Annotated in this window: 15 protein-coding genes; 8 read left to right on the plus strand and 7 right to left on the minus strand. The window is 67.3% G+C overall.

What is annotated here, in order from left to right; all coding sequences use genetic code 11:
* Positions 1-47 precede the first annotated feature (47 nt).
* Positions 48-287: a DUF3039 domain-containing protein gene (locus tag JOF56_RS55640; protein WP_209647579.1), complete on the minus strand. Its 240-nt coding sequence runs from the start codon at positions 285-287 to the stop codon at positions 48-50.
* A 47-nt stretch (positions 288-334) separates the two neighbouring features.
* On the opposite strand from JOF56_RS55640, the gene JOF56_RS55645 reads away from it, so the two are divergent.
* The 3 genes from JOF56_RS55645 to JOF56_RS55655 all read left to right on the plus strand — a co-directional run bounded on the left by JOF56_RS55645 (position 335) and on the right by JOF56_RS55655 (position 2,995).
* On the plus strand, positions 335-1,144 hold the full coding sequence (locus JOF56_RS55645) for a sporulation protein (protein WP_209647580.1): 810 nt from the start codon (positions 335-337) through the stop codon (positions 1,142-1,144).
* A gap of 67 nt (positions 1,145-1,211) precedes the next feature.
* Positions 1,212-2,147 carry a pseudouridine-5'-phosphate glycosidase gene (locus tag JOF56_RS55650; protein ID WP_372448349.1) on the plus strand — a complete coding sequence of 312 codons (936 nt, stop codon included), beginning with the start codon at positions 1,212-1,214 and terminating at the stop codon, positions 2,145-2,147.
* The gene (locus JOF56_RS55655; RefSeq protein WP_209647582.1) at positions 2,144-2,995 is read left to right on the plus strand and encodes a carbohydrate kinase family protein; all 852 of its coding nucleotides are present in this window, start codon (positions 2,144-2,146) and stop codon (positions 2,993-2,995) included. The genes JOF56_RS55650 and JOF56_RS55655 overlap by 4 nt, the downstream gene beginning before the upstream one ends.
* On the opposite strand, the gene JOF56_RS55660 is transcribed toward JOF56_RS55655, so the two are convergent.
* Positions 2,982-3,311 carry a DUF3099 domain-containing protein gene (locus tag JOF56_RS55660; RefSeq protein WP_209647583.1) on the minus strand — a complete coding sequence of 110 codons (330 nt, stop codon included), beginning with the start codon at positions 3,309-3,311 and terminating at the stop codon, positions 2,982-2,984. The genes JOF56_RS55655 and JOF56_RS55660 overlap by 14 nt on opposite strands.
* A 75-nt stretch (positions 3,312-3,386) precedes the next feature.
* On the opposite strand from JOF56_RS55660, the gene JOF56_RS55665 reads away from it, so the two are divergent.
* The 3 genes from JOF56_RS55665 to JOF56_RS55675 all read left to right on the plus strand — a co-directional run bounded on the left by JOF56_RS55665 (position 3,387) and on the right by JOF56_RS55675 (position 6,500).
* Positions 3,387-4,862, plus strand: coding sequence for a DUF7782 domain-containing protein (locus JOF56_RS55665; RefSeq protein ID WP_209647584.1), 1,476 nt, complete (start codon positions 3,387-3,389; stop codon positions 4,860-4,862).
* Positions 4,859-5,284, plus strand: coding sequence for a D-aminoacyl-tRNA deacylase (gene dtd / locus JOF56_RS55670; protein ID WP_209647585.1), 426 nt, complete (start codon positions 4,859-4,861; stop codon positions 5,282-5,284). The genes JOF56_RS55665 and dtd overlap by 4 nt, the downstream gene beginning before the upstream one ends.
* Positions 5,285-5,519: 235 nt before the next feature.
* A complete protein-coding gene (locus JOF56_RS55675; protein ID WP_209647586.1) occupies positions 5,520-6,500 on the plus strand; it encodes a sigma-70 family RNA polymerase sigma factor in 981 nt (326 codons plus the stop codon).
* 252 nt (positions 6,501-6,752) lie between these two features.
* Here the strand turns inward: JOF56_RS55675 and JOF56_RS55680 are convergent, their stop codons facing one another.
* Complete coding sequence (locus JOF56_RS55680; RefSeq protein WP_209647587.1) at positions 6,753-7,280, minus strand: hypothetical protein; 528 nt, start codon at positions 7,278-7,280, stop codon at positions 6,753-6,755.
* A 152-nt stretch (positions 7,281-7,432) separates the two neighbouring features.
* Between JOF56_RS55680 and JOF56_RS55685 the strand changes: the two genes are divergently transcribed.
* Positions 7,433-9,115, plus strand: coding sequence for a fumarate hydratase (locus tag JOF56_RS55685; protein ID WP_209647588.1), 1,683 nt, complete (start codon positions 7,433-7,435; stop codon positions 9,113-9,115).
* A gap of 36 nt (positions 9,116-9,151) precedes the next feature.
* Positions 9,152-10,066, plus strand: coding sequence for an aminoglycoside phosphotransferase family protein (locus tag JOF56_RS55690; RefSeq protein ID WP_209647589.1), 915 nt, complete (start codon positions 9,152-9,154; stop codon positions 10,064-10,066).
* Here JOF56_RS55690 and JOF56_RS55695 read toward each other — a convergent pair.
* The 4 genes from JOF56_RS55695 to JOF56_RS55710 form a co-directional block, all read right to left on the minus strand.
* The gene (locus JOF56_RS55695; RefSeq protein WP_209647590.1) at positions 10,047-10,916 is read right to left on the minus strand and encodes a nuclease; all 870 of its coding nucleotides are present in this window, start codon (positions 10,914-10,916) and stop codon (positions 10,047-10,049) included. The genes JOF56_RS55690 and JOF56_RS55695 overlap by 20 nt on opposite strands.
* 194 nt (positions 10,917-11,110) lie before the next feature.
* Positions 11,111-11,581, minus strand: coding sequence for a hypothetical protein (locus JOF56_RS55700; protein WP_209647591.1), 471 nt, complete (start codon positions 11,579-11,581; stop codon positions 11,111-11,113).
* Positions 11,582-11,607: 26 nt separating this feature from the next.
* Positions 11,608-12,714 (minus strand): hypothetical protein, encoded by a 1,107-nt coding sequence (locus JOF56_RS55705; protein WP_307855732.1) that lies wholly within the window; start codon positions 12,712-12,714, stop codon positions 11,608-11,610.
* Positions 12,711-13,970, minus strand: a complete 1,260-nt coding sequence (locus JOF56_RS55710) for a glucarate dehydratase family protein (protein WP_209647593.1) — start codon at positions 13,968-13,970, stop codon at positions 12,711-12,713. The genes JOF56_RS55705 and JOF56_RS55710 overlap by 4 nt, the downstream gene beginning before the upstream one ends.
* Positions 13,971-13,972 lie beyond the last annotated feature (2 nt).

Genomic DNA, 13,972 nt, shown 5'->3' on the forward strand with positions numbered 1-13,972 from the left:
CGGCAAAGCCGCCTTCGCCGCGCCGGCGAAGGCGGCTTTGTGCTGTGTCAGTCCTTGCCTGGGTCGAGCGTGTCGAAGATGCGCTTGCACTCGGGGCAGACCGGCGATCCCGGCTTCGGTGAGCGGGTCACCGGGAACACCTCGCCGCACAGCGCGACCACCACGGTGCCCATCACGGCACTCTCGGCGATCTTGTTCTTCTGCACGTAGTGGAACATCTTCGGCGTGTCGTCGGTCGTCTGATCACGCGTATCGACGTCAGGCAGCGTCTGGGTGGAGGTACTCACGGGTCAATTCTGCATCAAGCCGGCCGTAACCCTGGCAAGATGCCCGCATGTTCTCCAAGGTGCTGGCGAGCTTCGGGCAGGGCGGGGCCAAGGTCGACGCGCAGCTGATGGACCGCAGCGTCCGGCCCGGTGGCCCGCTGCGCGGCCAGGTCATGCTGGTCGGCGGCCAGGTCGATCAGGAAGTGGACGGTCTCGGCGTGACCCTGCTGTCACGCGTGGAGCACACCGACGAACGCGGCGAGGTCTCCTTGGTGGACATGCCGTTCCAGAACATCAACCTGGCCAGCAACGCCGTGGTCCGCGCCGGTCAGCAGCTCACAGTGCCCTTCGAGGTCCAGCTGCCCTGGGAAACCCCGATCACGACCGTGCTCGGCAAGCATCTGACCGGCATGGCGGTCGGCCTGCAGACAAACCTGGACCTGGGTGGTTCGGTGGTCGACCCGCAGGACATCGACGCGGTGGCGATCGAACCCCTGCCCGCCCAGCACCGGATCCTCGACGCCCTGAGCCGCCTCGGCTTCCAGTTCAAAGCGGCCGCACTGGAGAAGAACAAGATCACCGGCCTGGACCAGCACCTGCCCTTCTACCAGGAGGTCCGGTTCGGCCCAAGCCCCGCGTTCGCCCAGATCTTCCACGAACTGGCCGTGAGTTTCCTGGCCAAGTCCACCAGCATGCAGGTCGTCCTCGACGTGCACAAACGCGTCCGCGTCGGCAAAGGCAACGGCCTCGGCCCCCAAGGCCGCCCCTTCATCGGCGCCTTCGCCGTCGACTACCCCAAACTGGCCGCCACGAACTGGGAACAGCAGATCGAAGGCTGGCTCCGCGAAGTAGCCCGTCCCCGCGCGATCTTCGACTAGGCCCTGAATGCGAGACACCCCACGGGTAAGTGGACCTTCCGGTGGTGACCGGTCAGGATGGCGTCTCGTGACCAGTATCGCCATTGCTGATGAAGTACGCGCCGCACTCGCAGCGGGCCAGGCCGTTGTGGCCTTGGAGAGCACCATCCTGTCCCACGGTCTGCCGCCGGGCCGCAACCGCAAGGTGGCGCAACGGCTGGAGTCGGTGGTCCGGGAGGCGGGCGCGGTACCAGCCACGATCGCCGTACTCGACGGGAAGGTCTGGGCCGGGCTGTCGCAGGCGCAGCTGGACCGGGTGTGCGACCCGGAGTCTGGCCTGGTCAAGCTGTCGCGGCGGGATCTTGGGCCGGCGATCGCGCTTGGTCAGGACGGGGCGACGACGGTGGCCGGCACGGCGGCGATCGCGCACGCGGCGGGCATCGGGGTGTTCGGCACCGGTGGGCTGGGTGGCGTACATCTGCCGTTGCCCGGGCGGGTCACGTCCTGGGATGTGTCGGCGGACTTGGACGCGTTGGCCGAAACACCGGTTCTGATCGTGTCCTCGGGTGTGAAGTCAGTGCTGGACATCGAGGCCACCCTCGAGTTGCTGGAGACGCGTTCGGTGCCGGTCCTCGGTTATCGGACTGACCACTTCCCCGGGTTCTACCTGCGGGAATCCGAGCATGAGCTGTCCTGGCGGGTGGACACGCCCGCGCAGGCGGCCAAGGTCTTCGCGGCTCACCGGCAGGCCCCCGGGCAGGCCGGGGTGCTGCTGGCCAATCCGATCCCCGCGGAGTTCGAGATGGACCGCGAGCTGCACGACCGGCTGCTGGCCGACGGCATCCAGCTGCTCAAGGACCAGGGTGTGCAGGGCCGGGACGTCACGCCGGTGCTGCTGGAGCACTTCCACACCGCGAGCGGCGGGGTAAGCCTGGACGCCAACGAAGCGCTGGTCGTGTCGAACGTCACGCTCGCGGCCCAGGTCGCCGTCGAACTGGCCGGCGCCGAATCGACTCGGCAGTGACAATCCTGGTGGTCGGCGACGCCGGCCTTGACGTAATGGCGCTACCCAACGGCGAGCTCGTCTACGGCGGGGACTCCCGCGCCCAGGTCCGCGTCACGATGGGCGGTGCCGGCGCGAACACCGCCACCTGGCTGGCCAGCCAGGGCGCAGACGTCGTGCTGGTGGGGCGGATCGGTGACGACATGGCCGGGCGCCAGGTGCTGGCCAACCTCGCGGCCGCGGGCGTGAAGTGCGAACTGGCCATCGATCCGAACGCCGCCACATGCTGTGTGGTCATCCTGGTGGACCAGAGCGGGCAGCGCACGATACTGCCCGACCACGGTGCCGGTGCGTGGCTGCGGCCGGAGGATCTGCGCCCGGAACTGGTGGCCTCGGCACGGCATATGCACTTGTCCGGGTACGTCCTGCTCGACCCGACGTCCCGGGATGCCGGTCTGGCGATGCTGAAGGCCGCCAGGGACAACGGGCTCACCACGTCCGTGGACCCGCAGTCCGCCGCGCTGATCCCCGACCCGGGTGCGTTCCTGGAGTGGATCCGGGGTGTCGATCTGTTGCTGCCCAACGAGGACGAGCTGGAACACCTGTCACGTGAGCATGACCTGCTGGACTACGTCGGTCTGGTCGCGGCCACCGCCGGGCCGGCAGGCGCGAGCTGGATCGACCGCACCACAACGGTGTCCGTCCCGGCCGAGCCAGTGTCCTGTGTGGACTCGACCGGGGCCGGCGACGCCTTCAACGCCGGTTTCCTCACCGCGTGGCTGGCCGGCGACGAGCCGGACGCCGCGCTGCGCGCAGGGGTGAGCGCGGCGACGAAAGTCGTCGGCGGGATCGGCGCTATCCCTCGATGACGGTGTGCTCGGACCGTTCGACCGCGTGCGCGGACAGCTCGCCCTGGCGACGGCGGTAACGGCTGACTCGTTCGGCCTTCTTCGGTGGGCGGTCGTTGGCGATCAGCACGGCCGCCCACGGCAACGGGATCGACAACAGCAGGAACCCCAGTGCCAGCCACCAGGTCCCGCTGAAGATCAGCGCCAGGATGATGCAGGGGAAACGCAACATCATCATGGTGATGTACTTGCGTTTGCGCGCGGCGTGCTGTTCTTCGAACGACGGCGCAGCCTCGGTGATGAGAACCGGGGTGTCGTCTTCCTTGGGGTTGTTCACGACACCACCTCCACCTCCATCATGTCACGCTGTACCCGAAGCGACACCAGGCCCTGACCGTGGAAGTATTCGCCCGTGGCCGATGATCTTTCGCCAGAGTTCTGCGCCGTTTTGCGAGACGCTTTCGAGCGCGCCGGCTACGACGCTGACGGTGTCCTGCGCCTGCTAGGTGATTCAGCACACGCCGCGCTCGGTCGCGGCGAGCCGGAGCCCGCTCGCCGGGCGGCCCGCGACAGTGGCGCACTGGGCAGCCTGATCAGGCTGTTCCTGCTGGGCGACACGCTGCCCGAACGTGAGGTCCGCGCGATCCTGCCGTGGCCGGAGTCCGTCTCGACCGGCGTCGTGCGTGTGGACGGCGACGACGTGCGCGCGGGTTTGGACGTTCGCCCGTACGGCGACGACCAGGGTTCGTGGTGGGTGTTCGCGGATCTGGACTCCGATCTGCTCGGCGGCCAGGTGCCTGCCGACCACGTGCTCGGCGTCGGGCACGCGTCCTTGAGCCTCGCGCGCGCCACTATCCGGCGTCCGGTCGGTTCAGTGCTTGACCTGGGCACGGGTTGCGGCGTTCAGGCGTTGCACGCCAGCAGGCACGCACAGCGCATCACCGCGACCGATTTGTCCCCTCGTGCCCTTTCTCTGGCCCGAGCGACGTTCAGCATCAACGGTCTGGACGTCGAGACGCGGCAGGGCACGTGGTTCGAACCCATGGCGGGACGCCGTTTCGACCAGGTGGTGTGCAACCCGCCGTTTGTCGTCGGACCGTCACGCGTCGACTACACCTATCGTGATTCAGGTCTCGCGGGCGACGACGCGAGCGCGCTCGTCGTCGCCGCGTTGCCTGAGTACCTGGCACGTGGGGGCGTCGGCCAGTTGCTGGCGTCGTGGCTGCATCTTCCTGGCCGGGATTGGGACGAACGCGTGACCGCCTGGCTGCCGGGCGGGGTGGACGCGTGGTTCGTGCAACGCGATGTAGCCGACCCGGATCTCTACGTAGGAACCTGGCTGCGCGACGCGGGCATCGACCCGCGCTCCCCCGAGGGCTCGGCGCGGGCCTCGGCCTGGCTGGACTGGTTCGCCGAGAACAAGGTCGCCGGTGTCGGGTTTGGATTCGTCACGATCCGCCGGACCGACAGCGAGCCCCGGATCGTCTGCGAGGACCTGCGGCACGCCTTCGACGACCCGCTTGGCCCGGAGGCGGCGGGCTGGTTGGACCGGATCGACTGGCTGCGAGCACATTCGTCACCCGACGCACTGTTGCGCGCGCACCTGAGGGTCGCGGATTCCGTGGTGCTGGAAGAGGTCTCGGCCTCCGGCGACGAGGGCTGGGAGGCCGTCGTACGGCGGTTGCACCGCACGGACGGACCTGGCTGGCAGCACGAGATCGACGAACTGGTTCGTGCCCTACTGGCCGGTTGCAGCGGCGCGTTGCCATTGGGCGACCTGCTGGAACTGTTGGCAGCAGCACACGGCGTTGCCACTGACGCACTGGTCGTCGCCGCGTTGCCGTTGGTCGATGAGCTTGTGCGACACGGGATGCTGGTGCCCGCGTGAGGGCAGTGGCGGCGCGCGTGACGAGCGCGAGTGTGACTGTGGACGGTCGCGTGACCGGCGCGATCACGCAGCCAGGCCTTTTGGTATTGCTGGGCGTGCATACGCTGGACACGCCCGAAAAGGCGGACCGGATGGCGCGGAAACTGCATGAGCTCCGCATTCTCCGCGACGAGGAGTCATGCGCCACTTCCGGTGCGCCACTGCTTGTGGTCAGTCAGTTCACCCTCTACGGGGAAACCCTTAAGGGTCGGCGCCCGTCATGGATCCATGCGGCCCGCCCGGAACAAGCCGAACCACTTGTCAGCGCTGTGGTCACGGCGTTGCGTGCCCGGGGCGCTCATGTCGAAACCGGCGAATTCGGGGCCATGATGGAAGTAACGAGCGTGAACGACGGACCGTTCACCGTCCTGGTGGAAATCTAAGGAACTTCTCAGCCACTGTGGACAGTAGCTGTCTCTTAGGAATATCTCAGGCTCCCAGGCGCAACCGCCGGCTCGACTGCGACGTCTTCAAGTTTGAGAAAGCGGGAACGAATCTCGATCGGGCCACGTTTTCTCTAGTGTCCAGCCAACGGGCGGCACGGTCTGAAAGACGGACCGAGGTTCGTGGGTATGCGACACGAATGACAGCCAGCCCGAGACAGGGGGAGGGAGTCCGATGACCGTCCCGCAGTCGGTGGACCGTGAGGTCCCCGAAGCAGCAACTGAGTTGGATCTCGACGCACAGGGACCAGCGGCCGACTTGGTCCGCGTGTACCTCAACGGGATCGGCAAGACGGCACTGCTGACCGCCGCCGAAGAGGTCGAGCTCGCCAAGCGGATCGAGGCCGGAGTCTTCGCGCAGCACATGGCCGAGACCAACCCGCAGCTCTCCGCGCAGCGCAAGATGGACCTCAGGTCGCTGGTGCGCGACGGGCACGTGGCCAAGAACCACCTGCTCGAAGCGAACCTGCGGCTCGTGGTCTCGCTGGCCAAGCGCTACACCGGCCGCGGCATGCCGCTGCTGGACCTGATCCAGGAGGGCAACCTGGGCCTCATCCGTGCGGTCGAGAAGTTCGACTACACCAAGGGCTTCAAGTTCTCCACGTACGCCACGTGGTGGATCCGCCAGGCCATCACGCGTGGCATGGCCGACCAGGGCCGCACCATCCGGCTGCCGGTCCACCTGGTGGAGCAGGTCAACAAGCTGGCCAGGATCAAGCGTGACCTGCACCAGCAGCTGGGCCGCGAGGCCACCACCGACGAGCTGGCCAAGGAGTCCGGGCTGAGCCCGAACAAGGTCTCCGACCTGCTGGATCACGCCCGCGACCCGGTAAGCCTGGACATGCCGGTCGGCGCCGAGGAAGACGCCCCGCTGGGCGACTTCATCGAGGATTCCGAGGCGACCGACGCCGAGGGCGCGGTCATCTCCGGTCTGTTGCAGGACGACCTGCGCCGGGTGCTCGCCACGCTCGACGAGCGTGAGCAGCACGTCATCCGGCTGCGCTACGGCATCGACGACGGCCAGCCCAGGACCCTCGACCAGATCGGCAAGCGCTTCGGGCTCTCCCGCGAGCGTGTCCGCCAGATCGAGCGTGAGGTCATGTCCAAGCTCCGCCAGGGCGAGCGTGCGGAGAAGCTCCGCGCCTACGCAAGTTGACGTGAGTCAAGTCACACCACTACGCGATGCATACGGTCGATGACCTGTTGTAATCGCTTTCCCCGGGAGGTCGCGGCGGTCGGGGGCTGGCGCGGCCTCTCGAAGTCTCCGGCGACTCTTGTCCGCGGAAAGCGCGGACCAGGTCGACTTCGATGATGTTGGGGGGCCGAGCCCCCCAGACCCCACGGTGCGAGCTCCTCAAGAACCAGCGCTGGGCGCGCTGGTCTCGGACCAGCATCACAGGGGTCGAGTTCAGCAAAACTGGGGGCCAGTTCCGCACGTCACAGGTGACGGGATCACAGGGGTGCGATCTCGTCGCCTTGTGACGGGCGGTCCAGCATCAGAGCGCGGACTGGAGCGATCCAGTCGCGCTCGAGCGGGATGGCGACGCGGGAGCCGTCCGGGAAATCCAGCCCACAGCAACGTCCGGCGGTCACTGCCGACCACCCACATCCGGTCGATCTCGCTCTGCCACAGGATTTCCGGCTCGGCCAAGGTTTTGACGGCGACGGCAACCCTTCCGGCCGTCACGATCGTGTAAGTCATGCGGGTGAGAGTCTCGAAGCTGCGCATCCATTGCACTGACAGCACGTCGGCGTCCGCGCCGTACACCCGCACCTTCGGCTCAACCGCGAAGACCAAACCAGCCAATGGTGTGATCCAGCCGAGCAACACCCAGAACAGCCAGTCCTCGGCGTCTCCCCGGGTGAAACGGCCACGCGGCTTGCCGTTCGCCCGTAGCCCGGGGACACGGCACCGGAACAGGTTCGAGTTGATCACCGGCACGGCGCCCGGCCATGCGGCTCAGCCGCGCCAGGTACTCCTGGTGCCTTTCCGGCGTGTACCGGCGCCGTCCGCTCATGTGACCCATCCAACGTGACGCCTTCACAGCGAGTTCCCGCCCGGGCGGTAACGTCTTTTACCTGTTCCCCATGCCCGCGCGCAAAGGAGCCCGCGTGACCACCACTTCGTTCCAGTACACCGACGTGCTCCCGCTCGCCCCGGACACCACCACCGAGTACCGGCTGGTGTCGCCGGACGGCGTGCGTGTCGTCGAGGCTGCCGGGCGCCGGTTCCTGGAGATCGACCCGGATGTGCTGACCCTGCTTGCCAAAGAGGCGATCAAGGACATCCAGCACCTGTTGCGTCCGTCACACCTGGCACAGCTGAGGGCCATCGTGGACGACCCGGAGGCCTCCGGCAACGACCGGTTCGTGGCGATGGACCTGCTGCGCAACGCGTGCATCTCGGCCGGCGGCGTGCTGCCGATGTGCCAGGACACCGGGACCGCGATCGTGATCGGCAAGCGCACCGAGGGCGTGCTGACCGGCGGTGCCGACGAGCAATCGTTGTCGCTGGGCGTGTTCGAGGCCTATCAGGAGCTGAACCTGCGCTACTCGCAGATGGCGCCGGTGAACTTCTGGGACGAGCGCAACACCGGCACGAACCTGCCCGCACAGGTCGAGCTCTACAACGCGCCGGGCACCGATCCGCGTTACGACTTCCTGTTCATGGCCAAGGGTGGCGGCAGCGCCAACAAGACCTTCCTGTACCAGGAGACCAAGGCGGTCCTGAACCCCAACCGGCTGGCCAAGTTCCTCGACGAGAAGCTGCGCAGCCTCGGCACGGCCGCGTGCCCGCCGTACCACCTGGCGATCGTCGTGGGCGGTCTGTCGGCCGAGCACAACCTGAAGGTCGCCAAGCTGGCCTCGGCGCGGTACCTGGACAACCTGCCGCAGGAGGGTTCCCCGCTGGGCCACGGTTTCCGGGACGTCGACCTGGAGCAGCAGGTGCTGGAGATGACCCGGCAGTTCGGTATCGGCGCGCAGTTCGGCGGCAAGTACTTCTGCCACGACGTGCGCGTGATCCGGCTCCCCCGGCACGGCGCGTCCTGCCCGGTCGGTGTCGCGGTCTCCTGCTCGGCCGACCGGCAGGCCAAGGCGAAGATCACCGCGGAAGGCGTGTTCCTCGAACAGCTTGAGCGGGACCCGGCTCAGTTCCTGCCGGAGGTGCACGGTGAGGAGCTGTCCGAAGAGGTCGTCCGGATCGACCTGACCCGGCCGATGGCCGAGATCCGCGAGACGCTGTCGAAACTCCCGGTGAAGACCAGGCTTTCGCTGACCGGCCCGCTCGTGGTCGCGCGGGACATCGCGCACGCCAAGATCAAGGAGCGGCTGGACGCGGGCGAGCCGATGCCGCAGTACATGCGTGACCACCCGGTGTACTACGCCGGTCCGGCCAAGACACCCGAGGGCTACGCGTCCGGCTCGTTCGGACCGACCACCGCGGGCCGGATGGATTCCTATGTGGAGCAGTTCCAGGCGGCCGGTGGCTCACAGGTCATGCTGGCCAAGGGAAACCGCTCCAAGCAGGTGACCGACGCGTGCCAGGCGCACGGCGGCTTCTACCTCGGCTCGATCGGCGGCCCGGCCGCGCGGCTGGCCAAGGACTGCATCCGCAAGGTCGACGTGCTGGAGTACCCGGAACTCGGCATGGAAGCGGTGTGGAAGATCGAGGTGGAGGACTTCCCCGCGTTCATCGTGGTGGACGACAAGGGCAACGACTTCTTCGCCGCGACCTCGGCACCGACGCTGCAGATCTCCTTCCGCAAGTAGAAAATCGCTTTCCCCGCGGGTCACGGGTGCGCAAGCATGGCACCCGTGATCACCGTGCCCGCAGTGCTGACCAGGTTCCTCCGGGAGAACTTCGGTGAGAAGTGGGCGAACGGCCTGCCCGGGCTGGCTGAGCGCATGCTGGACCAGTGGCGGCTCACCCTCGACGGGGAGCCCATGCACGGCGTTGTCTCCCTTGTCCTGCCAGTGATCCAGGCCGACGGCGTGCCCGCCGCGCTGAAGCTGCAGCCGGTTGACTGGGAGCACGAGAGCGAGCCGGTCGGCCTGCGAATCTGGGACGGCGAAGGCATTGTGCGGCTGCTCGACCACGACCAGGACACAGGAGCTATGCTGCTGGAGCGGCTGCACGGCGACCGGACACTGTCGACAGTCGAGGACGACCGCGAGGCGACTCGTATCCTGGCCGATCTGCTGGCCCGTCTGGTGGTCGTCCCAGCCCCGCCCGGAATGCGGCATCTCAAGGACATCGCCGCTCAAATGGTGGCGGACACACCCAAGGCCGTCGGCCGGCTGTCCGATCCCGCTGAGCAGAAGCTGCTCATGAAGTGGGCCGCGGCGGTCGAGGAGGTCCTGGACGAACCCGGCGATCGCCTGCTGCACTGGGATCTGCACTACGACAACGTGCTGGCGGCCGACCGCGAACCATGGCTGGCCATCGACCCGAAGCCCCTGGCCGGCGACCCAGGCTTCGACATAATGCCCACATTGGACAACCGCTGGGACGACATCGTCGCGACAGGCGATGTTCCGCGAGCCGTACGCTGGCGTTTCGACCTGATGACCGAAACCCTCGGCCTGGACAGGCAGCGTGCGGCCGCCTGGACTCTCGGCCGCGCGTTGCAGAACTGTTTGTGGGACATCGAAGACGGCGAGAACGTGCTCCAGCCCATGCAGGTCGCGATCGCGCAGGCGGTTACTTCTCCTCGAAAATAAGGTCTTCCGGCGGCACTGTGAGTTTCACGGTGTTGTCGTCGGAGACCTGGACGATCGTGTCGAAGCTCGTCCAGTGCCCGGTGGAGACGATGAACAGCCGATCGTCCTTCTGGTCAAGGAAATCCAGGAACCCAGCCAGCGACAGATCGCCGTCCCCCAGCGCCAGGTACTCCGCGAGCCGCCGGAACAGCTTCGGCAACAGAATCTGCTCTTCGGTCAGCGACCGCGGCCGGACGACAGCCGCCCCCGACTGCGTGACATCCTTGGGCCACAAGCCCACCTGCTCAGCCCTGGCGGTTTTCGCCGCCTCGGACAACGCAGTCCGCAGATCCGGGAAAAGTTTGCGGTAGAACGTCGGATACGCCAGCCCACGCGTCAACTGGTAGTAGTTCGCAGTTCGCTGCACCATGCTGACATCGACATGAATCCGCGTCCCACTCCGGCCAGGCGCCGGCCCCCGTCCCGCGAACGCCACACACCGACCATGAACATCGGCCGTACGCGTAAGGACAAAACCCGGCACCTGCAAGGGTTCGCACGCAGTCACCGTGCCATCCCGCTCACTGCGCAGAACCTCGTTGAACCCCAGAAAGTCCAGCAACTCCCCCGCGGCCGCATTGGCGAACCGGGGCGGCTGCCGAGTCTCCCCCACCCTGGTCAGAAAATGCGTCTCCAGCGCGTCGATCCCGTCCAGCCGCAACTGCGCTCCACCGCCCTTGTTGCGCTGGACCTTGTGCACCCCTTCGACCTTGCCCCAGTCCAGAACATCATGCGGATAGAACCGGACGGAGTCGCCATCCGGCCGCGTCCCACTGATCCGATAGGTCCCTTCGATCACCAGCATCGCCATGGTGACCCTCTCCCTCAGCAGACATCCCCTCACCAGGGGTATCGCTGAGGACGAGATTTAGTTATGCCAGCGTGGAGAGTTATGCCCCCAAAGTGGCGTTGGGGGCATCCAGTGCTCCGAAAGCCACTTTGGGGGCATACAACAGCGCAGGTGCCCGGCCGGTCGGGGCATGACCGGCCGGGCACGAAGACCTTTCAGCTCTTGCGCTGCTGGTAGTCCAGGACGACTGTGCGCTCACCGAGTGGGGCGTTCAGCGCCACGGTGAAGGCCGGGTACCGCATGTCCATGGTGCACATCATTTCGGCGGCCGGCGTGGTCTCGACGAGGGTGAGCACGAGTTTGTCCGGGCTGTGCTGGTCGGTGATCTCGACGCTGGCTCTGCCGCAGCCGCCTTCCTGGGCGGTCAGGCCGATTCTGGAGCCGTCGCCCTCGGTCCACACTTTGCGTGGGTAGCCCTCGGGCAGCTTGGCCGCGTCGAGTTTCGTCACCAGTTTGGCGCCGCCAGGCACCTCACCGGGCAGTGACGGGTCGGCCGGTGGGGTCTCGCTGGGCAACTCGGACTGGGACTGGGGTGGTGGGGCGGAGCCAGGTGCCGTCTGGGCACCACACGCGGCACTCAGTGCGAGCAGGACGACACTGGCTCCGACTGTCGCTAGGCGTCTCATGCTCCAGAGACGGAACGACTCACCACTCAGGTTGCACGCAACGCTGACACAGCATCACGGATCGCATCCAACCGCGCCGCCGAGGCGAGGCCGGCGTGGTAGAGGTGGAATTCCTCGACGCCTTCCTCGGCCAGGGCCCGCATCTCGGCGAGCATGGCGGCGCCATCGGCCGGCTTGGGCGGCAGGGCCAGCACGTATCCCGCGATCCGGGTGTCCGGCGCGATCTTGCGCAGGGCGCGGATGTTGGGAGCGCTGGCGTCCGGGCCTGGCCAGGCCATCGCCACCAGGGCGTCGACTTCGACGCCGACCTGCGGGGCGACTGTCGCGAACGGACCGGTGGCCCAAGGGTCGGAGTTGGCGTGCACGATCACGCGGATGTCCGGCGCCAGCTCCCGTATCCGCGTGACCAGGAGTTTGCGCAGGTCAGCCGCCACGCTGGTACGGGCGTCGGCAACCCAACCGGGCAGCTCGACGTTCTGATCCTCAGCGCGGATCTGTGCGCGAAGGCCGTCGGCGTCCTCGTACCTGGCCGTGCACCCAGCACAGAAACATATCGACAGCAGCTTCTGGCGCGCTGGGTCCCAGTCGGCGCCTTCGGTCTTCTCGTGGTGCCCGCCGTGCACGAAGCCGAGCGCGCCGCACGCCTCGAGAATGATCCCGTCCGGCTGGCCGACCTTGATGATCTCCTCGACCAGCGTCCGGCAGTACTCCACCACATCCTGGTTGGAGGGGCACAACGCGTACGGGTAACGGTCGCCGAACGCGTTCACGACCGTGACATCCGGGTGCAGGTCGCCCAGCCGGCTGGAGTGCGTGAGCACCGTCCAGGCGTACACCGGCAGCCCGGCTGCCTTCAGTGCGTCGCGTGCTGCGCGGTACGAATCCGCAGCGACCCAGCTCGGTTCGGCCGGGCGCAATCGCTTGCCCTGCCACGCTTCCTCACGCACCGGCAGATAGAACGCCGCGTGCCGGGCGTCGATCAGCCGGTGTTCCGGGTGAAGCGGGGTCGCGGCCCGAACGGTATGGTACGAGGCCGCCAACGCGACCGCGTCCACACCGAGCTCCGCGTACCGCTGTGCGGCGGCGGGATCTCCCACGACATCCCAGGGATAGACGTGAGCGACAGTCTTCACCAACGCGGACGCCTCATCTCGTAGCTCGGGTCGAACTTCTGCATGTACCCGGTGTCGTTGCGCTTGGTGATCCCGCAGTTCCGGTAGTTCTCCGCCAGGCGGGCCAGCACGTCACGGTCCAGCTCCACACCCAGCCCGGGGCCGGGCGGCACTGCCAGCGATCCATCCACAAAGGACAGCGCACCGGGGGCGACAACATCGTCGGCCGCGTTCCACGGGTAGTGCGTGTCGCAGGCGTAGGTCAGGTTCGGTGTCGCCGCGGCCAGATGCGTCATCGCCGCCAGGCTGATGCCCAGGTGCGAGTTGGAGTGCATCGACAGGCCGATACCGAAGGTCCGGCAGATCATGGCCAGGTGCGCCGACCGCCTCAGCCCGCCCCAGTAGTGGTGGTCGGACAGGATGACCTGGACCGCGTTCACCTTCACCGAGGGCGCCAGGTGCTCGAAGGAGACCACGCACATGTTGGTGGCCAACGGCATCGGCGCGGACGCGGCGACCTCGGCCATGCCCTCGATCTCCGGCGACGGGTCCTCGAGGTACTCGACGATGCCGTCCAGCTGTTTGGCGACCTTGATGCCGGTGGCCGGCGTCCAGGCCGCGTTCGGGTCCAGCCGCAGCGGCGTGTCCGGGAACGCCTCCCGCAGCGCCTTGATCGCCTCGATCTCCTGCTCCGGCGGGAAGACCCCGCCCTTGAGTTTGATCGACTTGAAGCCGTACTCGTCGATCAGCTGCCGCGCCTGGGCCACGACACCGGCCGGATCGATCGCCTCGCCCCACTGGTCGTCCGGAGCACCGGGGTGCCCGGCCCACTTGTAGAACAGATAGGCGCTGTACGGCACGGTTTCGCGGACCTTGCCGCCGAGCAGGTCCACCACCGGACGGCCGATCGCCCGCCCCTGGATGTCCAGGCAGGCGACCTCGAACGGCGAGTAGACCCGGTCGACTGTGCCGGGCGCGGAGAACTGCCCGGTCAGCCCATGTGTGTCCTCGCCCGTCTGCCCGCCGAGCGATTCGCCGACCCGCTTGTGCATCAGGCCGAGCGCGAACACGTCGAGCCCGATCAGGGACGGCACAACGGTTTTCAGTCGTTCGATGTGCGCGAGGTCGCCGTAGGTCTCCCCCAGCCCGGAGATCCCTTCGTCGGTGTGCACTTCCACGATCGTGCGCAGCGCCCAGGGCTCGTGCACACCGGCGGAGTTCAGCAGGGGCGGGTCGGCGAACGCGACCGGGGTCAGGTCAATTCGGGTGATCTTCACTC

It is taken from the genome of Kibdelosporangium banguiense (genome assembly GCF_017876405.1).
GTDB classification, from domain to species: Bacteria; Actinomycetota; Actinomycetes; order Mycobacteriales; family Pseudonocardiaceae; genus Kibdelosporangium; species Kibdelosporangium banguiense.